This window comes from Exiguobacterium sp. E17S (assembly GCF_057772545.1).
This window is the reverse complement of sequence record NZ_JBYLRU010000001.1, coordinates 21,755-46,216: the sequence shown is the minus strand read 5'-3', so window position 1 is coordinate 46,216 and position 24,462 is coordinate 21,755. Positions and strand designations below refer to the sequence as shown.

Below are 24,462 nucleotides of genomic sequence, written 5' to 3'. Positions count from 1 at the left end.
CGAGGAGCTGTCAACATGAATCAATGGACACGTGAAGCACGATACCGTCCCCTCTCGGATGTCGATCCGAGCGTCTACCAAGCGATGAAGGAAGAAGTTCGAACATCTCCTTGGCGATTTTCTTACCATATTCAACCTCCGACCGGACTTTTGAATGATCCGAACGGCTTCGTCTATCATGATGGTCTTTATCATTTGTTTTATCAATGGTTTCCACTCGGACCCGTACACGGGCTGAAGTACTGGTATCACATGACATCAAAAGATCTTGTACATTGGTTCGATGAAGGAGCCGCCTTAATCCCAAATGACGATCCTGATTCACACGGTGCTTATTCCGGTAGTGGCTTCATTAAAGATGATCAAGTGCACATCATGTACACCGGTAATAAACGGGATGCCGATTGGAATCGCCATACGAGCCAAATCGTCGGTCATCTCCGCTCAGATGGACGAATCGAAAAACATTTACCACCTGCTATTCCAAACGTTCCTGAAGGATATACGGAACATTTCCGTGATCCGAAAGTCTTCCAAGATGCATCGGGCATCTGGTACTGCATCATTGGTGCACAGCGCAGTGACTTGACGGGCTGTACTGTCATCTATCAGTCTCAAGATGCAGAGCACTGGACATTCCTCGGTGAGTTACAGACGAACTACCCGACATTCGGTTATATGTGGGAATGTCCTGATTATTTCGAGCTGGATGGAAAAGGAATCCTTCTCTTTAGCCCTCAAGGGATTGAACCAGATGGCCCGAACTATCAAAACATTTTCCAGTCCGGTTATTTCATCGGCGAACCGTTAGCTTTACCCGACTTAACATTCACACACGAATCGTTCCAAGAACTCGATTTCGGATTTGACTTCTACGCGCCACAAACAACTGAGGCGGCAGATGGTCGACGGATTCTTGTTGGTTGGATGGGGCTACCGGATATCAGTTATCCTTCTGACATCTATAACTGGGCACATGCTTTGACATTGCCACGTGAATTAACGATCGAACAGGGGCAACTTCGTCAACGACCTGTCAATGAACTGACACAGCTACGAAAAGAGACGCTGTTTGACGAAACGATTCTTTTCGAACAAGACGTGACAATTGCGGAAGCCGAGATTTTCGAGCTCGTGATGACAGACTTAAAACTATCGTCCGACTCGTTCCGCTTCTCGATTCGTCAAGACGCCACTGAAGAAACCGTATTCCATTACGATGCTGTATCACGTCAATTTACAATCGATCGAAGCCGATCAGGTGCGGAAGTACCTGCTGAATCATTCGGCACTTCGCGATCGACGATTCTTACGAAGGACTTGCATACATTACGTTTGTTCGTGGATCGTTCTTCGTTTGAACTTTTCCTGAATGACGGAGAAGCCGTTGCATCTGGACGAATTTTCCCGAAAACATCCAGTCGAGGGATTGCCTTCTCTGGTGAAGCAGGTGCGCACCTATCGCTCTACGATTTATCTTAAGCAAAAAAGCATTTTCCTGAATAAAATCAGGAAAATGCTTTTTTAATTCAATGCTTCAATCGTAGTTCTTTTTCTAAATCAAATGCGAGAATGTGTTGCTCCCCAATCGGACCCATGACGGACTGTAACGTATCGACGTATCCCGTCTTGAAGTACAGTGATTTTGCAGCAATATTCTTTTTGTTGACCGCTAGTGTAATCGCTGTGACTTCTGGAAAATGATGATGCACGAACTCTGGCAACTGCATCATTGCCTCTTTCGCATATCCTTGGTGCTGATGGCGTGCATCAATGGAAAAGGCACGTAATAGGACACTTTGTTCATGTGTTCGATGTGTTTTAGGGGGGTTAAGATGAAGAATAAAAAATCCGACGACGAGCTCGTCTTTTTTGATGACAACCGGGAATTTATCTGGATGGGCAACTGCATCTGTGACGACATCCGTCGGAAAAGAAGTAAACTGGACTTGTTCTTCCGGAAGAATGAACGCATCACATTGTTCATAATGTTCATTCGTATACATGTGTAATTTCACTACAGACATTCTCATTCCGCCTTCCCTCTTTGTACAGGACAAGAGAGTACTCTCTTACATCTATTCCCATTTTAATGTTTTTGTATCCATTTGCCTAGTCTTTTAGGGTACTCGTCTTACATAACATCCAATAGGCTCTTGTCTCTTTATTCCACGGTTCTTCTTTCCGTAATCCAATCCTGACACTAAAAATGATACACTAGGGAAAGTTCGATTATTGGACGAGAAATAAATACGCTCGAGGTGAACTGTATCATGCATGAAGATTTTTTCGAACAGATGGAGCGATTGACCGGCATTCAACTGAATCCTGTCCAACAACAGGCAATCGAACATGACCATGGTCCGTTGCTGTTACTCGCCTCACCCGGCTCTGGAAAAACAACGACGCTTAATTTTAAGATTGCCTATTTGATTTTACAAAAAAAGATCGAACCACATCGTATTTTAGGGCTGACCTTCAGTAAGGCAGCAGCTCGCGAGATGGCGGATCGTTTTTATCATCTATTTCACGAATTAATTGGAACGACAGCGGCATTCTCGACGATTCATAGCTTTGCTTTTCAAGTCGTTCGGGATCATACATCCCAGCAACGTCTCTCCTATACGATCATTGAGGGACCAATGGATCAACAACATCCGAATGCGCCACATAAACGCATGTTACTCCGGCGTATTTTCCAGGAAATTAATCGGAGTGTCATTACCGACGACCAGATGGATGAGTTATTACGAATGATTTCCTTCGTCAAGAACCGTCTTCTTTCTTTAAAGGAAATCAAGGCAGTACCGACGACGATCAAACATTTCCCTGATATCTATGTCGCGTATGAACAATTCAAGTCGCGTGATCCCTTACATCCGTTACTCGACTTTGATGATATGTTGACGTATGCGAATACGATTTTGGAGCAAGACCGTCGTCTGTTGCAACATTATCAGCGTCGCTTTGACTATATCCTAACGGATGAGAGCCAGGATACGTCACTCGTTCAACATCAATTGGTCGAAAAGTTAGCCTTACCGCATAACCGACTTTGTGTCGTTGCAGACGATGATCAGACGCTATACAGCTGGCGTGGCGCAGACGCTTCTAAAATTTTGCACTTCAAAGATACGTATCCGAATGCGACGATTCTTTACATGGAACAAAATTATCGTTCGTCTCAAGACATCGTATCCGTCGCGAATCAATTCATTCAGCGCAATAAAGCACGCTATCCGAAACAGATGTTCACGGAGAACGCTGCTGTTCGTCCGATCATCTTAGAGACGTTACCAACTTACGAGGATCAGACCCGCTATCTGTTGAATCAACTACGGACAGAGACGAATTACCGCGAAGTGGCCATCTTATATCGCAACAATGCTTCTTCGATCAACGTCATGAATGCGTTGGATCAAGCAAATATTCCGTTTTATATTAAGGATGTCGATCATAAATTCTTCAGTCATTGGATTTTGAAGGATATCTTAAACTTCATGACATTCGCACAAGATCCGACAGATATCGATGTGTTAGCAACTATTCATACGAAATTCGCCGGGTACATTTCAAAAGCGCAACTTTCTCAATTGCAACAGTTCGGTACGGGTGAATCTGTATTTGATCTACTCATAAACAAAATCGAGATGAAGTTTTATCAAAAGAAACAACTTCAACAAATGAAGCGTACGTTCGCTTCCATCCAAACCGTTCGACCCTCTGCTGCCCTCTCTCTGATTCGTCATGAACTGGGTTACGAAAAGAATTTGCGGAAAATGAGTGAGAGTCTCGGTTTTAGTCTCGATCACCTGCTTGAAACATTGAATACGATCGATAACATCGCAAGTGATGTACCAACGCTACTCGCTTTTCGTGAACGGATCACGCATCTCGAACAATTGATGCGTGATGCGAAACAAAATAAAAATCAAAATGCGGTCACCCTTTCGACCTTTCACAGTGCAAAAGGACTTGAATTCGATCGCGTCTTCATGATTGATCTCGTTTCTGGTATTCTTCCATCGGCTGATACGATCAAGGCGTACAAGAATGGACAACTCGATGATATGGAAGAAGCTGCACGTTTGTTTTACGTCGGCATGACACGGGCGCGACACGAACTACATCTTCTGTCCTATCGTTTTAAATCGAAATCATTTGATGTCTCACCATTCGTCGAAGACGTCCATCGCCTTGTCACACCTGATGCTGCAAAACGAAAAGTAGAGCGACAGCGAACTGCTGTTGCAGCGCGAGCTAGCGTTCCTCCTCTACCGATCACTGAGAACATGCGTGTCTCGCATACAGCATTTGGTCCCGGAACCGTCTTGCACCTGGTTGACGACGTGCTAGAAATTTCATTTGATCAAGGAATGAAAAAACAGCTTTCGTTACAAGTCTGCTCTGAAAATGCATTACTCGAAATTTTATGATTTAAATGGACTGATTCATAAGTCAGTCTCCATAAAGATAAGGGTGGCAGAATGATGATCTGCCACCCTTATCTCGTAAAAAAGAAGGCCTCGTTTCACGACACTCCTACAGGAAAAAGCGCATCGTGCTGTCAGAGACAAGCAAGACCCGCTTTCCTGCTTGAATGAAGCAGGAAAACTGGCTTGTGTCTCGCCTGAGGAAAGGGCGTGAAAAGACGAGTCCTTCTTTTTTAAGTTAATCCCAATTATATACGTCAGTTTTTCGTCGATGACTCATTTTGATGAATCAAGGCATCTCTGATTTCTGTCAATAATTTTTCTTCTGTCGTTGGTACCGCTTCTTCTTCGACGACTTCTTCCTTCTTCCGGAATGAAGTGATGCCTTTGACGAAGATAAACAGTGCAAAGGCGATCAACAAGAATTCGATGCTCGCTTGAAGAAATTGACCGTACTGCAACTCTGCATTTCCAACCATGACCGACAATCCTTTGACATCAATGCCCCCGATAATGATACCGATCAGTGGCATGAAGACGCTGTCGACGAGTGATTTGATGATCCCACTAAACGCAGCACCAAGAATAACTCCGACCGCTAAGTCGATCACATTTCCTCGAAATGCGAATTCCTTGAATGCCTTAAACATGAAACGTCCCCCTTACCAAGCGCGGGACGCCAACTGCTGAATCGCATATCCGACGCCGTGCTCATCATTTGTTTTCGTCACGTGATGGGCAATCGCTTTTGCCTCATCATGACCATTCCCCATCGCGATCGCCTTGCCGGCAACTTTGAACATTGGAAGATCATTCAGGTTATCACCGATGACAGCGACCTGTTCGATTGGCACACCGAGGTGGTCTGCGAGGATTTTAACCGCAGTTCCTTTATCGGCACCAACTGCCATGACTTCGATATTATCGTGTCCTGACGACGTGACATAGACACCGTCGACCTTCTGCTCGATTTCCTGCCAGATTTTTTTCATTAATTCTTGATCAAACGAGAATGAGATGAATTTAAATACTTTTCCCGCTTGGTTACGGATGTATGATCGGAATCCATCAATCATCTTGACGTCTTCGTGGACATAATAACGATCGTGGAAGAAATCAAGCACTTGTTTTGCCCGATCACTTTCTTCACTCAACTCTTTCAGCGAATCATAGGCTGCGTCGATCGTCGCTCCTTGTGCTGTCACGAGTCCTCGATCACAGAACATCTCGAAGAAAACTTCATATTGACTGATGATACCGTAAATTTGCTGTGCTTGTTCCGTCGTCAACGTCGTCGCACTCAACTCTTCTCCATCGACGGTCATCACACGTGCCCCGTTTGAAGCAATGATCGGACAGTGGATCCCTGCTGCATCTGTTAATTCTTTTGCATTTAAGTAGTTACGTCCTGTTGCGATTGCAAATTCGACACCTTGTTCGCGTGCCGCTTCAATTGCCTGAATCGTCTCCGGTTCAATTCGTTGCTTGCCCGAAAGAACGGTTCCGTCCATGTCTGATACGAGTAGTTTGATTGGATTTGCCATCGTCTTCACTCTCCTCTTTTTCTATTTCCATACCACTATACCATTTTTCACATTTTGACTGGTCGTAAACGCGGTTTACAAGATCGGTGACAACAAACGCGAAATACTTTCCTTGAATTTGATCGTTCTTGATCGCGCGGCATACGACTCGACCGTCATGAGCTTTGATACCTCACAATCAGCGAGGAAAAGACGCTCTAGTTCAATCGCTACTGCCTGATCATAGACGATCGTATTCATTTCAAAGTTCAACCGAAAACTTCGCGCATCGATATTCGTCGTCCCGACTGAAGCAATCTCACCATCAACGACGATTGTCTTCGCATGTAAAAATCCAGGTTCATACGTGTAGACTTTAGCTCCGTACGATAACAACTCCCCTACAGCCGCAGTCGTTGCCCAGTAAACAAATGGATGGTCCGGCTTGTTCGGAATCATGATGCGGACTTCCACTCCGGACAGAAGGGCTGCCTTACATGCATCTAAATAACTCGTGTCTGGAATGAAATAAGGCGATTGGATATAAATCGTCCGTTTTGCTTCGTTGATCATCTTGATCAAGGCAAGCTTCAAATACTCTGAACGGGAATCCGGACCCGATGTGACGATTTGCATCGGTAATATATCCTGAATCCTATGCGTTCCATAGTAAAACAAAGATTTTTCCGTATAGACGTCACTTGCTTGGTTCCAGTCGAGAATAAAGCGATCGAGTTGATCATGAACGATGTCACCTTCCAAGCGAAAATGTGTATCCCGCCAGTAGCCGAACTTTTCATCGATACCGAGATACTCCGTACCAACGTTGAACCCACCAATATAGCCGATTCGACCGTCGATGATACAGGATTTACGGTGATTGCGGTTGTTCAATCGAAAATTAACGAATCCAATCGTCGACGGGAAAAAGGCAAACACTTCTCCTCCGTGTGCGAGTAAATCCTTAAAATCCGTCCGTTTGAGACTTCGTGATCCGACAGCATCATACAAGAGACGGACTTTGATCCCACGACGGGCACAATCGGTCAATGTATCGATCAACGCTAACCCGAGACGATCTTTCTGAATGATGTAATATTGGATATTCACTTCATGCTCAGCCTGACGGATATCTTGAATCATCCGATTGAACTTCTGCTCGCCATCCGAAAGAATCTGCAGTTGATTCGAGAGACTGAGCAGGGAACCGTTCGACATTAAGTTCATCCGAATCATATCCCGGTGCTTTTGAATCATCGGGTGCCGTCCCATCGTTACAAGTTCTTTTTTCTGTAAGGCAATCCGTCTATCCTGTTCCAGTTGTTCTTCATCCGTGACACGATAAAAATTCGTTTTTTTCAATAGTCTTCCGAAAAACAGATAGACGAGAAACCCAACGAGCGGAACGAAATACAAGATGAATACCCATGCCCACGTCGCACCAATATCGCGCCGTTCGAGAAAAATAACCGTCAGGACAGCCAAGATATTCATGATAAGTAGTCCGTAGACGATGATGATCGTGAACGTACTCCATACTTCCACCATACGATTCCCTCCCGCTTCAACGGTATTCTTCAATTTTGATTCCTCTGTCTCTTATTCCCGTTTCCTTCCGTGTCATTCTTCTGAAGACAAAAAACCTTTTTGAAGCACTGCTAGCTTCAAAAAGGTTTAGGTGTGTCATGATTCTTTACATGGTTCCGGTTGTTGTAACGCCATTTGTTCAAGCGTCGCTTTGACACCTGCTACACAGTCTGGCAAACCAACACCGTCATAGGCAAGTCCAGCTAAATGAATGTGTGGATAATGCGAAGCGACGATTTCTCGCACTTCTTGAATCCGCTGTGCATGACCTACCGTGTAAGCCGGTAAGCCGTCTAATAGACGACTGATGACGACACGTTCCGGTTGCAAGGGACGACCACAGATGTTTTCAAGATCTTCTAAGACGACGCGTTCAATCATTTCGTCTGATTCACGAACGAGTGCATCTTTTCCGGGGCGTCCGATGAAGGCACGAAGCACGGTATGATTCGGTGCTGCATGATTCCACTTTTGATCAATCGCCGTGCATGCTGTGATTGAATACGGTGCCCGACGGTTGACGATGAATCCCGTTCCATCAATCGGTAACGCCGTTTCCTTATCAAAAATCAACGTGACCGTCGCTGTCGAGTGCGTCGAAAGGTTCGCAAGCCCTGGAAGCGTCGCTTCCGGTAACAGGGACACGACTTGGCGATGCGGAATCGTCAACAAAATATCATCGGCATATTCTGGACCATGATCCGTTTCGAGACGATACCGCCCGTCTGCTTCCCGTTCAATGGAGCGAAGCGGTGTCTCTAGACGAATCTCTGTCCGTTCGAGCACCTCTTCTAAACGCTCGACGAGAGACTCGAGTCCAGTAGCAAGTGATAGGAATTGACCTGTCGCTTTGAGCGTCGGGCCTTGTTGTTGATCAAGCGGACGCATGAGGCGCATCCCTTCGAACAAGCTTCCAGCCTTTTGCTCATTCGCAACGAATTGCGGGTAGGTCGCGAACGTACTCATCCGGTCGATATCACCCGCATAGATGCCTGAAAGAAGCGGTTCGATCAACTTCTCGACGAGCGCATCTCCAAGACGCGGACGCAGGTATTCCCCTAATGGAATGTCTGTTTCCGGAATCGTCAAATCAGGAGCAGGGTGAAGCAAGCGTTCTGTCACCTCTGACTTTTCTTCTTCCGTCAGTAGAGACGTCTCTGCGAATAACTCTAAATCGGTCGGGATGCCCATGACGGCACCTTTTGGAATCGGGTGGAGACCGCGCGCATCCAAGATATACGCTTGCGACGTGTTATTGCGAACGAGTTGCTCCCCTAATCCAATCTCTTCGATGAGATCCGTCAACACGTGTTTCCGTGCGACGTATGAATCCGGTCCCCGCTCGATCGTCAATCCTTCGTCCCGATATGTCGCCACCTTACCACCGAGACGACCCTCTGCCTCGAGTAACGTGATGTTCATCTCTGGAAACTGCTTCTCTGCATAATAGGCGGCTGCAAGTCCTGATATACCACCGCCCACGATGACGAGACGTTTACTGGACATAACTACCCACCTGTTTCGCGACGGCTTCCGTGACAGCTTTCATGAAAGCTGGATCCGCGTTTGGCATGACAGGTCGCGCATAATGAATTCCGAGTTCGTCGCAGACGACTTTACACTCGTAATCATTATCGAACAATACTTCTAGGTGATCGGCAACGAAACCAACGGGTACGTAGACGAATGCTTCGTATCCTTTTTCTTCGTAGACGTCACGTGTCAAATCCTGAACATCTGGTCCAAGCCATGGTTCTGGCGTTTGTCCAGCCGATTGCCAGCCTGTGATCATATGCGGTACACCAGCACGTTGCGCGATCAATTCAGCTGTTTCCTTCAATTGCTCTGGGTATGGATCACCGTTGGCAATGATTTTTTCAGGTAGACTGTGTGCTGAAACGACGAGAACGGCTTTCTCTTCAGATACTGGTAAAGCGTCGAACGTCTTGCGAATTTCTTTACCCCACCAATCGAGAAACGCTTCTTCTTTGTACCACGATTCGACGGATGCGAGACGGATACCGTGTTGGTCCGCGACTTCCTTCGCACGACCGTTATATGAACGGATACTGAACGTCGAATAGTGTGGTGCTAAAACGACTGTGACTGCTTCCGTAATGCCGTCTTTTGCCATTTGCTCGACAGCATCCTCAACGAATGGCTCGATGTGTTTCAGACCAAGATAGAGTTTGAACTCGATTTCACCAGCATATTTCTCAGACAGTTGACGGTGTAGCTCTTCAGCCTGATCAATCGTGACTTGTGCGAGTGGTGAGACACCACCGATGGCTTCGTAACGTTCCGTTAACTCTGCCAATGCTTCTGGAGACGGTTTGCGTCCGCGACGAATGTGCGTATAATAACGCTCGATATCTTCTGGTTTATATGGCGTACCGTACGCCATAACAAGTAGTCCTAACGTCTTCATTTTCCTACCTCCATTTTTTCTTTCGAATAATCATGGATAAATGCAGTCAAACGTTTCAATACTTCTGGATCGACTTCCGGGAAGATGCCGTGACCGAGGTTAAAGATAAATCCTGGTTGCTTCATTCCCATATCGAGAATTTCCTTCGTTTTTGCTTCAAGGATATCCCATGGTGCTAACAGATAAGACGGGTCGAGGTTTCCTTGGAAAGGTTTCGTCAGTCCACGCTCACGTGCTTCGTCAATCGACAAACGCCAATCAAGTCCGACGACGTCTAACGGTAAACTGTGCCATTCCTCTGCCAAGTGACTCGCTCCTACACCGAACATGATCATCGGCACGCCTGTATCTTTTAATTCTGTGAAAATGCGTTCCATCGTTGGCTTGATGTAACGGACATAATCTTTCCGGCTCGTCGTTCCGACCCATGAATCAAAGATTTGGAACGCTTGGATTCCTGCATCCACTTGTGATTTGATGTAATCGATGACCATGTCACCTAGTTTCTCCATTAAGGCATGCCATACCTCAGGTTGTCCATACATCAATGCTTTCGTTTTATGGTATCCCTTCGAAGGACCACCTTCAATCATATAGCTCGCAAGCGTGAATGGTGCCCCGGAAAAACCAATCAACGGTACTTCGAGTCGTTCCCGTAACAAACGAATCGTTTCATAGATATATGGAATATCTTCACGGTTAAATGGTTGTAATGCTTCAACATCTGCCATCGTGCGAATCGGGTTCGCGATGACTGGACCGATACCACTCTTGATTTCGACGTCAACGCCCATCGATGGAAGTGGCGTCATGATGTCTTTATACAGAATCGCTGCATCGACCCCTAATTGTTTTACAGGTAGTTCTGTCACATATGCGCCTAGTTCCGAGTCATGTGTGATCTCGAAAAGCGTCCGTGTCTTCTTGATTTCACGATATTCCGCTTGATAACGACCTGCTTGTCGCATGTACCAGACGGGAACGTGATCAATCTGCTCGCCACGGATCGCCCGCAAAAACGTATCATTGAATTTCTTCATCATAACTACCCCTTTATACTCGTTCTAACGCCCCAAAAAAACGTACGATAAGTTTGTGAACACAGAAACATTATATCTGAAATTAAGAAGTCTGTGCCAATAAATCGTTTACAAAATGACAGTTCTGTTACCAGTTCATGAAATGTTCACTGTTTCTTGTAAAGACCGAATGCAGCGTTTAATTGACCACGGATCAAGTCAGAACGTTGCTGTTCCGTTACCTTCCGTTCTTTTTCACGTATTTCATGTGTCCGCCAGCCATCTTCAATTTTTTCCGCGACTTCGACAAGTCGCTCGACATCCGTAAATGAATATTTTCGTGTCTTTCCGTTCGTCCGTTCTGGAAAGATTAATTTTCGTTCTTCATAGTAACGAATCTGACGTTCCGATAATCCGGTCAACTCACAGACGATTCCAATCGACATCACCTTTTTCTCACGGTAGTTCATCTTCGTCACTCCTTTCCACAAAAATACCATGTCAGATTTTCTGACACAACACGTTTCTTTGAAAGTATTTCCGTCTAAAGTAAACACATACTTTAAATGGATAAAGGAGGAACGACAATGAAACTGGAACAACTCGCTATCTCAGTCGATACGTTTTATGTCTTATTCGCAGCACTGCTCGTCTTTACGATGCAAATCGGATTCTTACTTTTAGAAACAGGAATGTTACGGGCGAAGAACGCAGGGCACGTCGCTGTCAAACAGATCATCAGCTTCTCAGTTGCCGCCCTCGCCTTTTGGGCCATCGGATTCGGATTGACGTTCGGTGATGGTAATTCCATTATCGGAACGGAAGGATTCTTCTTACAAGGAGGATTTAGCAGTCTTGATTGGTCGAACATCACGATTGATGTGAAGTTCCTCTTCCAACTCTCATTCGTCGCTGTCTCCCTCGCGATCGCTTGGGGCGGATTCGCAGAACGTGCTAAATTATCCGTTTACCTGTTGTTCGGAACGTTTTTCGTTGCTATCATCTATCCGATCATCGCACGTTCCGTTTGGGCAGGTGGATTCCTTGGTTCGCTCGGGATGCAAGACTTCGCTGGATCAACGGTCGTTCACTTACAAGGTGGAATTGCCGCACTCGTTGCCGCTTTACTGCTCAAGAAACGAATCGGTGCTGAAAAAACACCGTTACTTGGACACAACGTCATCTACTCTGTCGTTGGTGCCTTCATCCTCTGGTTATGTTGGTTCGGCTTCAACGCTGGTTCGACACTAACGATTGCCGATGGATTCTTTAGTTACGTTGCCTTGACGACGTTACTTGCGACTGCAGCAGGTGCCCTCGGTGCTCTTGCCATCTCATTCTGGCACCGTCGTGTCGCAGATATCCCTTCGATCATCAACGGCGTGTTAGCTGCACTCGTTGCCATCACAGCAGCCTGTGCCTTCGTCGAACCGTGGGCAGCTGTCGTCATCGGTTTCCTCGCTGGTGTGATCACATATGGAACGAGCATTCTTCTCGCAAGCCGTGTGGATGATCCATTATGTGCCTTCTCCGTTCATGGCGTCGCTGGTATCTGGGGTACACTCGCAACTGGATTCTTCGCTTCACCACGACTCGTTGAAATCACAGGGATCGGACAAGCTGGTCTCTTCTATGGTGGCGGTTTTACGCAACTCGGCGTTCAAGCACTTGGTGTCGTCTTTGCCGTCGTCATCGTCAGCGTCTTAAGTTACGCATTCTTAAAAGTTCTCGACCTTACGATTGGTCTTCGGATCACACGCGAAGATGAACTCCGCGGACTGGATGTTGCAGAACATGGTCAATCTTCTTACGATCTCCCTGCTCCTGTCAGCAAAGAATTACGTATGGTTGAAGAAGACCTCTCAAACGAACGTGTCAATTAATAATTAGTAAAGAACAAGAGCCTACACGATGGATTCATCGCGTAGGCTCTTTCTTGTTTATTACTTTCGAGCGTAGTATTCACCAATCACAAGCGCCAAGGCTGCCCCACCAACGACATAGAGGGATCCACTGAAGAAGAATCCAAGTAGCGTCAGTACGATACATTGACTGATTGCTGCGAAGCGGATGATTTTCCGTTTCGCCAGTACGGCATTTCCAAATGGTAATAGACGAGTCAAAAGATGCTGATCGACTGCTTTCGTGAATGGCGCCAACTGAAAACTAGTTAGTCCTCCGAACGCTGGAATCGCTAAGGCGACGAACCAAACATTTCCACTTGCCAACCACATGAAAACAGCTCCAATTAACGTCAAACGAACAATCAATCCGATCCCGTCTCCACTCCGGATGAACTGTTTGACATACAAGTAATCGAATGTCGTTTGCGCTCGATATGGAATCCGCTCGACCATGTTACTTAAGAGACGACGGCGTTTATACGTTGCCGATAGATGCGGCACATCGACGAACCAATTCGCTAATCGATAAAATCGATCGCGCGATTCCTGCTCAAGTGAAATCCATTCGCGTAGAGGAAGATGATCCTGACGCTTCAGATGAAGGACGACCATTAAGAGAAGTGCGACGACGATCGCCATCCACGCCATATCGATGATGACGAGAAGTGCCGCTCCGAACGCATATAACAGCACCGTCCGATGTGCAATTCCTTCAAGTTTTGATAAGTTCGCTGCTGCTCCGAACAGTCCAAGTGCTACCCCAAGTAAAACAAGTTCAAGTGGTGTCGTCTGTTCCGTTCGAACATAGAGAACAACGACAGCTAAAAATGGAATCACGGCACGGATGATACCAAAGACCGCATTGTACGCTCGTACTTGTTGCATAAACCCTGATAACTTCGCTAATACCGGTAACAAAAACACTTGGTCCGCCTCAACGAGAAACGTCCGACTCGTCCGGTAGAGCGGTAAAATCAGAAACAAGGATGCCATGACGAACCGACCAGGAAACGATGGATCGAGTTGGTCGAGGAAACGACCGTATACGACTAAACCGTACAAAATAACGAAGTACACGGTGAATAATAGTCCACCATTCGCCATATACCTTGTGTATTTCACCGTCTCGGTCATCGCCGCCTGATACCGTTCCCTCCATAAGGACTGGCTGCTCATCGTTCCGCCTCCTCGATTGCAGCGACGTACAGATCATCTAGTGTTCCATCTTGTAATCCATATCGTGCGCGTAAAGCAGCTGTCGTCCCTTCCGCTGCAATGTGACCCTCATGTAAGAGTACGAAACGATTACAATGCCGTTCTGCTGTCTCAAGGATATGCGTCGACATTAAAATACCTTTACCGTCTTGCTTGAGTTCACTAAAAATCTGTAATAACTCGCGAATCGCGAGCGGATCTAGTCCAACAAACGGTTCATCGACGATCAACAGCTCACTCCCTGTGACGAGTGCGCACAAGATCATCGCTTTTTGTTTCATTCCTTTTGAGAAGACACTTGGAAACCATTCGAGTTGCTTCGTCATCCGAAGTCGTTCAGCGTAATGTTGCGCGCGTTCTGTCGCGATCGCTTCTTCGACATCATATCCTTGCGCCATCAGACGAAGGTGCTCCCGTAATGTCAGTTGTTCATATAACATCGGTTGTTCTGGAATGTATGCAACTTGACGACGATACTCGGTTTCGTTCGTTGCTAAATCCATTCCATTGATTCGAACTGATCCCGTCTTGACTGGCAAAAGACCGAGTATGTGCTTGATCGTCGTCGATTTCCCAGCACCGTTTAAACCAATTAAACCAACGAGTTCACCCCGATCCACTTCGATACTAATGTCATGAAGGACGGTTTTCGATCCATATCCACCTGATAAACCTTTGATATCTAATAACATGTTCGCCACTCCCTTTAGGCTCATCGTAAAGTAGATTTGCTTCGTTTTTCTAGCTTAACGCCTAGTTTTTTAAAATATAATGTTTTAATACTTGTTTTTTCGGCAATTACTCTAAGTGTAATCGTTACATCAATATATGAAAACGATTTACATGTAAATTGAAAGTGAAATCAATGAATCGTCCATTCATTCTCTATCAAGTGGTCTAATTGTCTAGTCATTTAAAGAATGAACGATTTCAGATTTTTTCATTTTCGCACGTGTTTATAACTGCCTGAAAACAGGTAAAACTAATATGTAGAGGAGATGTTTTAAAATGGGTTTCTTATGGGCACTCATCATTGGTGGTCTCATCGGTTGGATCGCAAGTTTAATTATCGGGAAAGATGTGCCGGGTGGCATCATCGGTAACATTATCGCTGGTTTCATCGGTTCGATGATCGGTCAAGCCATCTTTGGTTCAATGGGACCAAAAATCGCTGGTTTCGCAGTCATTCCGGCTATTCTCGGAGCAGTCATCTTGATCTTCATCGTCTCACTTATTCTCCGGGCAGTACGTAAGTAATCATATATCTTAAATTGAAAAGGAGTGTTTTAAATGGGATTCTTATGGGCATTAATCGTCGGTGGTATTATTGGTTGGTTAGCAAGCTTGATTTTAGGTAAAGATGTTCCAGGTGGTATTATCGGTAACATCATCGCTGGTTTCGTTGGTGCATTGATTGGTCAAGCATTATTCGGAGATTGGGGTCCAATGGTTGCTGGATTCGCAATCGTACCTGCTTTACTCGGAGCTATCATTCTTATCCTCATCGTATCGTTCATTCTCCGTGCGGTGAATAAACGATAACCAAAAATCCTCGGACGTTCTGTCCGAGGATTTTTTTAGTCTTTTAATTGTAACCACATGCCGTCTTCTCGCTCGACGACACGTTTTTCTGCTCGCAGATTCAACCATTCGAACACACCTTCGAGAAAACTAGACGGATATTCCCAAACCGTACCGACTTGCTCTCGCTTCTTTCGTTCTGGTTTTCCAGCGATGGCTTCAAGTTCATCCGGAGTCTTATTCAATCGGATTAACAATTCTTCCACCTGCCCCGACTGATAGGTTACTTCATACCCATCGTACCGCGCTCGATTGGCAACGGTCGAATCAGGCGTTCCGAACGTATTCTCAAACGAGTCACGCGAACGTCCAAGATAGCCAGTCATCGTATCGATACTTTTTCCAGTCCGGGCTTTCACTTCCGTCTCAAGTAACGTTTTGATATCGACTGCATATTCGTTCGAAACGGTCGTATTGAACCGATCAGCTAATTTAAAGTCGACTGTCGCGTTCGGTTCATCTCCGAGTTGTACAGTCTTTGATTCCTGGACGGTCTGTCCTGATTGTTCCGCACTTACTTGAACATCGTACTCTCCAGGAGAACGCTTGACTTCAAGAGATTTCTGATCGATCGTCCCGACTTCTTCTCCATCTAGTGAAACCTTTGTTCCCGGTAGATCACTCGAAACGGTTAACCGTTGAGGATTCACATCGAGAGAGTACCGGTCATACCAAAGCCATCCATCCTCTTCTTGTAACGAAAACAGATGTGTCTTCACTTGCTTACCTGCGTCTTGATCCTGTTTGACTTGTGCGATGACCCGGTCCGTCCGCTCTGCATCAGCCGTCAACCAGTTAACGAGTCGCGTCGCCTCACTCATCGGTAGTGACTTATCGTTCATCGTGACTAGCTTTTGGAATCCACGCTGATCCTTTTCCTTTAACAAGGTAGCAAGACGCTCGTCTGTTTTCTCCATTTTCGCCGCTTCTTGCATGTTACGCCCAAACCAAAAGGCAACGAATAAGAAAAGACCGACGACGATAACGCTACCGACGAGCAGACGCCGTTTTCGTTTTTTTTGTGCCGTCGAGGCTACTCGTGATGCCATGCAGTTCGCTCCTTCCCTTCAGTAGCTGTATGTTTCTAAGTGTATCGGGTTCAATTTGACTGTCAATCGTGCGGAAGTCGGAAACTTTCCGTATACTAATGTTATCTTACCCAAAGGAGTGAACGTTCCATGCAAAAAGAGTCATGTATCTTCTGTAAAATTGCTCGCAAAGAAGTCCCTGGTCATATCGTATTCGAGAACGAACAAGTTCTCGCCTTCCTCGATTTGTCACAAGTGACGAAAGGACATACGCTCATCATCCCAAAACAACATGCCGATAATTTGTATGATCTTTCTCCTGAACAAGCACAAGACGTATTTGCGACGATCCCGCAAATCAGTCGTGCGCTTCAACAAGAGACAGAGGCAGCTGGCATGAATCTCTTATCGAATACAGGAAAAGTAGCGGGTCAATCGGTCTCCCACTTCCACCTGCACCTCATTCCGCGTCACGATAAACAAGACGGTTTCGGTGCGAAATGGGAAGTTCATAATGACGATTATACGGCAGAGGAATTGGCTGAACTCGCTAACTCGATCGCTTCTCGCATCTAAGTCTGCTCTTTTTCTTCTATTCTTAGAAAAATATTGCCGAAATAGGTTTCTTTCATTCGATTTTCGGTAAAATAATATGAAACAAATATTTTAATATTAAAAAGGAGGTTCAATATGTCGAAGCGTCCCGCCCGTAACTGGGTCGCTTTTGGTGCTACGCTAACACTTGTGACTTTTTACGGTCTGAAGGCGCTTCGCCAAGGTACGAAAAGCGACTCTTCGAACGGTCATCAACGTCGAAATTCTTATTCTACAATCGTAACGAATGTGCAGGATTTGACCCAGGAGGGCAAGAACTTAGTAGAGACAGCAAAAGCGTCTGGTATGCACTTCAAAGAAGAAGTCATGCAGAGCGTCTCGGAATACCAAACGGAAGTCCAAGCATCGCTCACGAAGATCCAGTCTCTCGCTGATGAAGCGAAACAGGAAGCAGACCAGCTTTCTCCACAAAAGTAAGATCCGTTGCTTCGATTTGTTTTTGTATAGTTTGCATTTTGCGCGTTTGAGCCATTGTCACCTTTCGAAAGGATGAGTCAGATATGGAACACGAAAAGTTATATCCTGGACAAGAGGCTTTGTTGTATAGCCACAAGATTGTCCAGTTAAGCAAAGCACTATGGAAAACGGTAGAAAAAGATTGGCAAAATTGGATCAAGCCTTTTGATCTGAACATCAATGAACATCATATCTTGTGGATTTCGCACGCGCTAGGCGGTGCCTCAATTTCAGAGATCGCGAAGTATGGTGTCATGCACGTCTCGACGGCATTCAACTTCTCGAAGAAGTTAGAAGACCGTGGACTGTTGACGTTCTCAAAAAAGGAAACAGATAAACGAAATACCTACGTCCAGTTGACACCAGAGGGCGAATCACTCTTACTTGAGACGATTCAAGCGTTCCGCCCTGAAGAAAACGGTGTCTTCCGTGCATCACTTCCTCTTCAGGAATTGTACGGGAAGTTCCCGGAATTAACGGACATTTCTGCGATCGTACGTCGCTTGTATGGCGACAGCTTCATGGACATATTCGCTGAGACATCAAAGATGATCACAGAAGAAGCAGATCGTCGCCCTCAAGATCCAGTCATGGACTCAATCAAAAAAGCATAACCTTACCAAAAGCGTTTTAGCCTTTAGCTAGAATGCTTTTTTTAGGTCTTTTTTCCTCATGACAAGGACATTACTACTATGTCTCAAGAGCGTTATTTCCCTCACAATTTCCCATAAAAATTATCCTCAACCGACTACTTGGATGTGATAGCATGGAAAAGAGCAAGTATCTCTTGGCATGACAAGATACAGCTGTCAACCAGACGAGAATATGATATGATAAAACGGTTGAAATAATGGTAAATTAGGGGTGTATGTATGAAAAAGAAATTGTTAGGCGCAGCAGCAGTCGCAAGTGTATTTACGTTAGCAGCATGTGGATCAAATGACGAAGCCGTCATCAATTACAAAGGTGGCGAAGTCAACAAGGCTGACGTCCAAGAAGAAGCATACGAAAAAGCTGGTGCTCAAATCGCCTTCCAGCAAACGATGAACAAATTGCTTGAGAAGAAATACGGCAAAGAAGTCACGGATAAAGAAGTCGAAGCAGAAGTCAAGAAGACCAAAGACCAGTTCCCGGATAAAGAGCAGTTCAGTACAACATTGAAATCTGCTGGAATCAAGAATGAAAAAGAATTCGAGAAAGTTCTTCGCACACAAATGCTCTTAACGGAAGCAAAATCTGCGAAATCAAAAGTAACAGATAAAGAAATCCAAGAGCGTTTTGACCAAGAAAAAGTCGAAGTTAAAGCAAGCCATATCCTCGTTGCGAAAGAGTCAGAAGCAAAAGACATTAAAAAACAATTGGATGACGGCGCGGACTTCGCGAAACTCGCAAAAGAGAAATCAACAGATACAGGTAGCGGTACAAAAGGTGGAGACCTTGGATACTTCACAAAAGGTAAAATGGTCAAGGAATTCGAAGATTATGCGTTCAAGGATGGCGTTGAAGGTAAAATCTCCGATCCAATTAAAACACAGTTCGGTTACCACATCATCAAAGTAGTCGATCGTAAAGAAAAGAAAGACTTTACACTTGATAAAGAAAAATCACGCATCAAAAAAGCACTTGCTGAAGAAAAAGCAGCACAAGTCAACCCGAACGATATCTACCGTTCACTCATGAAAGAATACGATGTTAAAATCGAAAACAAAGACTTCAAGGATGCTTTTGATTTAGACAAACAAGAACAACAACAAATGCAACAACAGATGATGCAACAACAACAGCAGTAATCAAAAAAGGAAGCCTTTGGGGCTTCCTTTTTTGTGTCGTTTTTTCATATGATTAATAGTTAGCGTACCGTCCGAATCGGTGCTCGTTCGTATTGTTTCGGCAAGGCGACCGTGTCTCCTAGTTCGGCTGCCGCATGATAGACCCAGTAAGGCTGACGCAGTAACTCACGTGCGAGCAGTACGATATCCGCTCGACCGTTACGGACGATTTCTTCTGCATGGGCAGCTGTCGTGATCAATCCAACCGCTCCCGTTGCGATACCTGTCTCTCGTTTCAACTCTTCCGCATAGCTCACTTGATAGCCTGGATACACTTCCGGTACGGCATTGGCGACGACAGCCCCTGAACTGCAATCGAGTAGATCGATGTGACGTGCTGCTAGTTCTTTTGCAAGTGGAATATAGTCCGTTGCCGTCATTCCTCCTGTTGCGTGATCCGCTGCTGAAATCCGGACCCAAATTGACAGCTTGGAAACGGCTTGAATCCCATCAATGATCTCTAGCAACAAGCGCATCCGATTTTCAACCGATCCACCGTATTGATCCTCGCGGACATTCGATAACGGAGAGAGGAACGTGTTCAATAAATAACCATGAGCCCCATGAATTTCAATGAAATCGTACCCTGCTCGTTCCGCACGTAGTGCTGCATCGATGAACTGTTGTTTGATCGTTGCGATTTCCTCAAGCGTTAATGCTCGCGGATGACCGTATGTGTCATCAAACGGTAAAGCACTCGGTGCAACGGGTGGTTCTGCCGTCGTACTTTTGCGCCCAGCATGGGCCAGTTGAATGCCTGCTTTTGCACCCGCTGCTTTGACTTGCTCTGCGATCCGTTGTAGTCCTTCGATATGCGCATCTGACCAAATCCCAAGGTCACCGGCTGAAATACGACCGTCTGGCGTGACGGCACTCGCTTCTAAGATGACACCACCGACACCACCCATTGCACGGGTTGCATAGTGCGTGACATGCCAATCCGTAACGAGTCCATCTTCTTTTGCACTGTACATACACATCGGCGCCATGATGACCCGATTGCGGAATGTCAACGTTCCGAGTTGAACCGTATCAAACAACTTCGTCTTCATCTTTTTTCCCCCTTATAGCTTCGGACGATAAAAAGCACGATTATCTAGTGCAAATGATCGTTCCGAGAACTGTCCTGGCTCGACATATTCAAGGAGACGATCCATCATCGTCATCCGTGCATCAAGGTTATCGATCAAGAACAAGACTTCTGCCTCGCGCATCTGTGGTGCGACGGCAGAACCCCATTCCGGTCGTCCGTGATGACTTAAGACGAGATGTTGCAAGACCGTCAGTACTTCTGCGTCAATTTGTAATTCTGCTCCGACTTTCTCAAGTTCCGCTACCATCATCGTAATATGACCGACGAGTTTACCAGGCAACGTATATTCTGGTGCAACCGGATCGGATAACTCCTTGATTTTCGCATAATCGTGCAGAATGATGCCACTGATTAGCACGTCACGGTTTAAGGTCGGATAGAGTTGAGCGATTTGATCCGCTAGACGCAACATCGAAAGGACGTGGTATGACAGCCCCGAGTAAAAAGCATGATGGTTCTTGACCGCTGCCGGATGCGTGAAGTAGGCGTCGAATCGTGAAGTAATCAAATGTTTAACGAGCTTTTTCATATCACTGTTCTGAATCGATTCTACGAACGCGAGTACTTCCGTCTCGATCTGCTCTCGCGGAATCGGCGCGGATTGGACGTAGTCCTCGACATTCGTCTCCTCTAGGACCGTGATTTGTTTGAGCTTGAGTTGTGTCCGTCCCCGATAGTCCATGACTTCTCCAGCAGCATGGACGATTGATTTCGGCGCATATTTTTCAAGATCACTCGTATCCCACATCTTCGTCTCGATTTCGCCTGTCTTATCCGTCAAGATGAGCGTCAAGTATGGTTTCCCATTTGCTGCAATTCCTTTGACTGCTTGCTTGATCATCGCTCGTTGATCGAGCGTTTCTCCAACTGCTAATTTACCGATTCCTTTCATACTTGAAACACGTCCTTTATCTGTAAAATAGGTGTCTTTTTTATATTCCATTGACTACACTTAAGGCATATACTATTTCATTCTACTATATGGGAGTCATGAACATGGAACTGGAACCTCAATTTAATTGGTCCCGCTATCTCGATTTAGCTGACTATGAACAAACCTTTCCGACGGCTGCCGTCGACCAATCCGAAATGGACTGGGTCACACAGCTGCGATCGAAAGACATGAACTTCACCCGCTCGGAAAAAGGGGTTCTCTATGGCGCTGTCGTCACCTGGCAAAATCCTGTCGACAAAAGTGACCGCCGCTCGATTTGCTTTTACGTAACGAAAGAAAAACTCATCACAATCGGATTGTCGGATTCAATCGTGTCCCTGGTCGCTCCCTATTCTCCCGCGCATCCCTTTGCGGCTTTTTATACGATTCTTGCTTTACAGCTGAACACGTATTTTGCCGGTATCGATCAGTTTGAGACGGAACTGTTCTCAAGACAAGATGAACTGCGCGGTAGCATCAATGAAGATTCACTCGATAGCATCTTCGCTTTACGCGACACGATCGAGAACTGGTCCGATTTAATCGTTCCGTTTCAAGAGCTCGTCATGGCTGGCGAAGAATCATTTCTCGATGAGGACGCGTATCTCGAGGACCTCTCGTTGAAACTAGCTACGAAACGTGTCCGCCGTCTGTTGATGCTCATCGAACATTATCAAAAAGACATCGAGGTCCTGCTCGACTTATCGACGACCGTCTCGAACTTCCGTGGAAACGAAATCATGAAGGCATTAACGATCTTTACTGCCGTCGCGACACCAACGATGGCTCTCGGTGCGATTTGGGGGATGAACTTTAAAATCATGCCGGAATTAGAATGGAAATACGGTTACGCCCTATCCCTTGGTCTAATTTTTCTCTCGACCGGTGGCATCTTCTACTGGATGCGCTGGCGTGGATGGTTAGGCGCTCTTGTTCGGATGCCAAAGAACAGTCGACCAAAAAAATAGATATCAGAACATAAGTTCGTTATACTAATTGTATCATATCTACTGAAAGGAGACGCTTGTACGATGGAACGAAAAATCATTCATATTGATATGGACGCCTTTTACGCTTCCGTCGAGCAACGCGATCGTCCTCGATTAAAAGGTGTTCCCGTCGTCGTCGGTGGACCGCCTCATGCACGTGGTGTCGTAGCGACCTGTTCCTATGAAGCACGGAAATACGGGATCCATAGCGCGATGCCGTCAAGACGTGCCTTCCAGCTCTGCCCCCGTGCGGTCTTCATTCGTCCCCGCTTTGACGTCTACCGAGCTGTCAGTGCGCAAATCATGGCGCTTTTTCGAGAAGTGACACCGCTCGTCGAGCCTCTCTCGCTTGATGAAGCGTATCTTGACGTCACGGAAAATTATTTTGATCAAAAAGTGCGACCTATATCGCGCAATATGTTCTTCAGCAAATTAAAGAACGGACAGGTCTGACGGCCTCTGCTGGTGTTTCTAACTCTAAGCTCGTCGCGAAGGTCGCCTCCGGATACGAGAAACCGAACGGCTTGACGGTCGTTCCTCCAGAGGACGTCCTCAGTTTCTTGTCTCCATTAAAAATTGGAGATTTACATGGCGTCGGAAAAGTCACGGAACAAGCGTTACGAAAGCAAGGGATTGAAACCGTCGCAGATGTCCAAGCAATGCCGGTCGAACAATTACGAGCAATACTTGGACGTGATCGCGGAACGGAACTGCATGCGATGGCACACGGGATCGACGAGCGTCCCGTTCGTCCGGAACGCGAGCGAAAATCGATTGGTTCTGAGACAACATTTGAAGAAGATACGGAGGATATCGATACGATATTTGAGACGTTGATTCGAGAATCAAAATCCGTCATTGCGAGTCTTCAAAAAAAAGAACTCGTCTGCCGGACGATCACGATCAAGTGGAAGACCGATACATTCCAGTCACGTTCGAAACGGCATACATTTTCAGAAGAGACGGCGGACGAAGAACGATTACTTGAGGAAACAACGAAACTCTTCAATGGCATCACCTTCGACGGACCGATCCGCTTGATTGGTATGACGGTCAGTCACCTGACTACTCCTCCCGCTGCGCGACAGTTGACGTGGCAGGATATGGACTTACGCTTGTAAAATGAATAGTGATTCACTATACTAAATACAAGACCAATCGGACAAAGGAGGAACAAGTATGCAGTATACGATTACAGTCTTTTCAGATCGTGGTGAAACGTTACTCGATGACGTCTTTGAAGCAGAAACAGATGGACAGGCACGAGAAGAAGGGATTCGGCGTCTTAATGAGAGTGGGTACGCCCATCATGCAGCACGTGTCACGCGTTCCGGTCGTCTCATTCATTTCGAGCGCGCTTATTTGCCACGGATCGTCCCTACTTCATCTTGAGCCATACAAAAAAGGAAGACGCGCCACTATGGTCGTCTTCCTTTTGATTACTTATTGAACGTCGTCTTGTTGCTCCATCATTGGCGCGTAGAGTTCTTCTAACGGCTTCATGATGATTTGTGTGACTTCCGTCAGCATCGTGTGCATCCGTTGCTCTTCTTGCATCAGCTGACTGATTAGTGGGTTGTTTTGTACTTCAAGCATCTTTGTTTGGGCAGATGCCATATCGTCTGGTGTGATTTCTTCACCTTGCATCTGTTTTTGTTGTAATTCGAGTTGGATGTTACGGAACGACGCGAACAATTCGTTTGATTCCGGATCCGCGTTAACTTGCGTGTACAAGTCTTTTAATGTCGTATACTCCGAAGTTTCACGTAATGCACGCTCCAGTGTGTACGCGTGATCGTATAAGTTTGTTTCTGCCATGAGTAAAACC

26 protein-coding genes and 1 pseudogene are annotated in these 24,462 nt (G+C 45.9%); 13 read left to right on the top strand and 14 right to left on the bottom strand.

The features are described from left to right. Positions 1–15: 15 nt before the first annotated feature. Entirely contained in the window at positions 16–1,482 is a 1,467-nt protein-coding gene (locus AC3B4V_RS00305; protein WP_488377501.1) for a glycoside hydrolase family 32 protein, read from the top strand. Between the two features lie 47 nt (positions 1,483–1,529). Here the strand turns inward: AC3B4V_RS00305 and AC3B4V_RS00300 are convergent, their stop codons facing one another. Then, a complete protein-coding gene (locus AC3B4V_RS00300; RefSeq protein ID WP_341086819.1) occupies positions 1,530–2,027 on the bottom strand; it encodes a GNAT family N-acetyltransferase in 498 nt (165 codons plus the stop codon). Between the two features lie 246 nt (positions 2,028–2,273). Between AC3B4V_RS00300 and AC3B4V_RS00295 the strand changes: the two genes are divergently transcribed. Beyond that, positions 2,274–4,436, top strand: a complete 2,163-nt coding sequence (locus AC3B4V_RS00295) for an ATP-dependent helicase (RefSeq protein ID WP_488377500.1) — start codon at positions 2,274–2,276, stop codon at positions 4,434–4,436. Positions 4,437–4,690: 254 nt separating this feature from the next. Here the strand turns inward: AC3B4V_RS00295 and mscL are convergent, their stop codons facing one another. From mscL to AC3B4V_RS00260, 7 genes are all read right to left on the bottom strand, one after another. Then, positions 4,691–5,083: a large-conductance mechanosensitive channel protein MscL gene (mscL, locus tag AC3B4V_RS00290; protein ID WP_023467359.1), complete on the bottom strand. Its 393-nt coding sequence runs from the start codon at positions 5,081–5,083 to the stop codon at positions 4,691–4,693. 12 nt (positions 5,084–5,095) lie between these two features. Then, on the bottom strand, positions 5,096–5,977 hold the full coding sequence (locus AC3B4V_RS00285; protein ID WP_064300377.1) for a Cof-type HAD-IIB family hydrolase: 882 nt from the start codon (positions 5,975–5,977) through the stop codon (positions 5,096–5,098). A 75-nt stretch (positions 5,978–6,052) separates the two neighbouring features. Then, complete coding sequence (gene cls / locus AC3B4V_RS00280; protein WP_488377499.1) at positions 6,053–7,504, bottom strand: cardiolipin synthase; 1,452 nt, start codon at positions 7,502–7,504, stop codon at positions 6,053–6,055. A 135-nt stretch (positions 7,505–7,639) separates the two neighbouring features. Beyond that, positions 7,640–9,049 carry a protoporphyrinogen oxidase gene (hemG, locus tag AC3B4V_RS00275; RefSeq protein ID WP_488377498.1) on the bottom strand — a complete coding sequence of 470 codons (1,410 nt, stop codon included), beginning with the start codon at positions 9,047–9,049 and terminating at the stop codon, positions 7,640–7,642. Then, positions 9,039–9,971, bottom strand: a complete 933-nt coding sequence (hemH, locus tag AC3B4V_RS00270) for a ferrochelatase (protein ID WP_064300380.1) — start codon at positions 9,969–9,971, stop codon at positions 9,039–9,041. Before hemH ends, hemG begins: the two co-directional genes overlap by 11 nt. Then, the gene (gene hemE, locus AC3B4V_RS00265; protein WP_488377497.1) at positions 9,968–11,014 is read right to left on the bottom strand and encodes a uroporphyrinogen decarboxylase; all 1,047 of its coding nucleotides are present in this window, start codon (positions 11,012–11,014) and stop codon (positions 9,968–9,970) included. The genes hemH and hemE overlap by 4 nt, the downstream gene beginning before the upstream one ends. 143 nt (positions 11,015–11,157) lie before the next feature. After that, the gene (locus AC3B4V_RS00260) at positions 11,158–11,460 is read right to left on the bottom strand and encodes a MerR family transcriptional regulator (RefSeq protein WP_023467353.1); all 303 of its coding nucleotides are present in this window, start codon (positions 11,458–11,460) and stop codon (positions 11,158–11,160) included. A gap of 117 nt (positions 11,461–11,577) precedes the next feature. Here AC3B4V_RS00260 and AC3B4V_RS00255 point away from each other — a divergent pair, with 117 nt between their 5' ends. Beyond that, a complete protein-coding gene (locus AC3B4V_RS00255) occupies positions 11,578–12,873 on the top strand; it encodes an ammonium transporter (RefSeq protein ID WP_341086806.1) in 1,296 nt (431 codons plus the stop codon). 60 nt (positions 12,874–12,933) lie between these two features. Here AC3B4V_RS00255 and AC3B4V_RS00250 read toward each other — a convergent pair whose 3' ends face one another. After that, positions 12,934–14,070 (bottom strand): ABC transporter permease, encoded by a 1,137-nt coding sequence (locus AC3B4V_RS00250; protein WP_488377496.1) that lies wholly within the window; start codon positions 14,068–14,070, stop codon positions 12,934–12,936. After that, positions 14,067–14,801, bottom strand: a complete 735-nt coding sequence (locus AC3B4V_RS00245) for an ABC transporter ATP-binding protein (RefSeq protein ID WP_064300383.1) — start codon at positions 14,799–14,801, stop codon at positions 14,067–14,069. Before AC3B4V_RS00245 ends, AC3B4V_RS00250 begins: the two co-directional genes overlap by 4 nt. Before the next feature lie 316 nt (positions 14,802–15,117). Between AC3B4V_RS00245 and AC3B4V_RS00240 the strand changes: the two genes are divergently transcribed. Continuing rightward, positions 15,118–15,366 carry a GlsB/YeaQ/YmgE family stress response membrane protein gene (locus AC3B4V_RS00240; protein WP_023467349.1) on the top strand — a complete coding sequence of 83 codons (249 nt, stop codon included), beginning with the start codon at positions 15,118–15,120 and terminating at the stop codon, positions 15,364–15,366. A 33-nt stretch (positions 15,367–15,399) separates the two neighbouring features. Further along, positions 15,400–15,651: a GlsB/YeaQ/YmgE family stress response membrane protein gene (locus AC3B4V_RS00235; protein ID WP_029340936.1), complete on the top strand. Its 252-nt coding sequence runs from the start codon at positions 15,400–15,402 to the stop codon at positions 15,649–15,651. A gap of 35 nt (positions 15,652–15,686) precedes the next feature. Here the strand turns inward: AC3B4V_RS00235 and AC3B4V_RS00230 are convergent, their stop codons facing one another. Continuing rightward, entirely contained in the window at positions 15,687–16,739 is a 1,053-nt protein-coding gene (locus AC3B4V_RS00230) for a TcaA second domain-containing protein (protein ID WP_064300384.1), read from the bottom strand. Between the two features lie 126 nt (positions 16,740–16,865). Between AC3B4V_RS00230 and AC3B4V_RS00225 the strand changes: the two are divergent. The 4 genes and pseudogenes from AC3B4V_RS00225 to AC3B4V_RS00210 all read left to right on the top strand — a co-directional run. Beyond that, positions 16,866–17,294: pseudogene (locus AC3B4V_RS00225) on the top strand (HIT family protein); the annotation flags it as partial. 114 nt (positions 17,295–17,408) lie between these two features. Beyond that, entirely contained in the window at positions 17,409–17,750 is a 342-nt protein-coding gene (locus AC3B4V_RS00220) for a hypothetical protein (protein ID WP_023467345.1), read from the top strand. Positions 17,751–17,833: 83 nt separating this feature from the next. Next, complete coding sequence (locus tag AC3B4V_RS00215) at positions 17,834–18,403, top strand: HTH-type transcriptional regulator Hpr (RefSeq protein ID WP_023467344.1); 570 nt, start codon at positions 17,834–17,836, stop codon at positions 18,401–18,403. Between the two features lie 258 nt (positions 18,404–18,661). Next, entirely contained in the window at positions 18,662–19,579 is a 918-nt protein-coding gene (locus tag AC3B4V_RS00210; protein ID WP_050677713.1) for a peptidylprolyl isomerase, read from the top strand. Positions 19,580–19,638: 59 nt separating this feature from the next. Here the strand turns inward: AC3B4V_RS00210 and namA are convergent, their stop codons facing one another. Continuing rightward, complete coding sequence (gene namA / locus AC3B4V_RS00205; protein WP_488377495.1) at positions 19,639–20,670, bottom strand: NADPH dehydrogenase NamA; 1,032 nt, start codon at positions 20,668–20,670, stop codon at positions 19,639–19,641. Positions 20,671–20,682: 12 nt separating this feature from the next. After that, complete coding sequence (locus AC3B4V_RS00200; RefSeq protein WP_029340932.1) at positions 20,683–21,603, bottom strand: HD domain-containing protein; 921 nt, start codon at positions 21,601–21,603, stop codon at positions 20,683–20,685. A 104-nt stretch (positions 21,604–21,707) separates the two neighbouring features. On the opposite strand from AC3B4V_RS00200, the gene AC3B4V_RS00195 reads away from it, so the two are divergent. The 4 genes from AC3B4V_RS00195 to AC3B4V_RS00180 all read left to right on the top strand — a co-directional run bounded on the left by AC3B4V_RS00195 (position 21,708) and on the right by AC3B4V_RS00180 (position 24,026). Next, positions 21,708–22,613, top strand: coding sequence for a magnesium transporter CorA family protein (locus tag AC3B4V_RS00195; RefSeq protein WP_023467340.1), 906 nt, complete (start codon positions 21,708–21,710; stop codon positions 22,611–22,613). A 63-nt stretch (positions 22,614–22,676) separates the two neighbouring features. Further along, complete coding sequence (locus tag AC3B4V_RS00190; RefSeq protein WP_488377494.1) at positions 22,677–23,087, top strand: Y-family DNA polymerase; 411 nt, start codon at positions 22,677–22,679, stop codon at positions 23,085–23,087. Next, positions 23,042–23,755 carry a Y-family DNA polymerase gene (locus AC3B4V_RS00185; protein ID WP_488378211.1) on the top strand — a complete coding sequence of 238 codons (714 nt, stop codon included), beginning with the start codon at positions 23,042–23,044 and terminating at the stop codon, positions 23,753–23,755. The genes AC3B4V_RS00190 and AC3B4V_RS00185 overlap by 46 nt, the downstream gene beginning before the upstream one ends. A 58-nt stretch (positions 23,756–23,813) precedes the next feature. Continuing rightward, positions 23,814–24,026, top strand: coding sequence for a YhzD family protein (locus tag AC3B4V_RS00180; protein ID WP_087679747.1), 213 nt, complete (start codon positions 23,814–23,816; stop codon positions 24,024–24,026). A 51-nt stretch (positions 24,027–24,077) separates the two neighbouring features. Here the strand turns inward: AC3B4V_RS00180 and AC3B4V_RS00175 are convergent, their stop codons facing one another. Further along, positions 24,078–24,452: a YlbF/YmcA family competence regulator gene (locus AC3B4V_RS00175; protein WP_023467337.1), complete on the bottom strand. Its 375-nt coding sequence runs from the start codon at positions 24,450–24,452 to the stop codon at positions 24,078–24,080. Positions 24,453–24,462 lie beyond the last annotated feature (10 nt).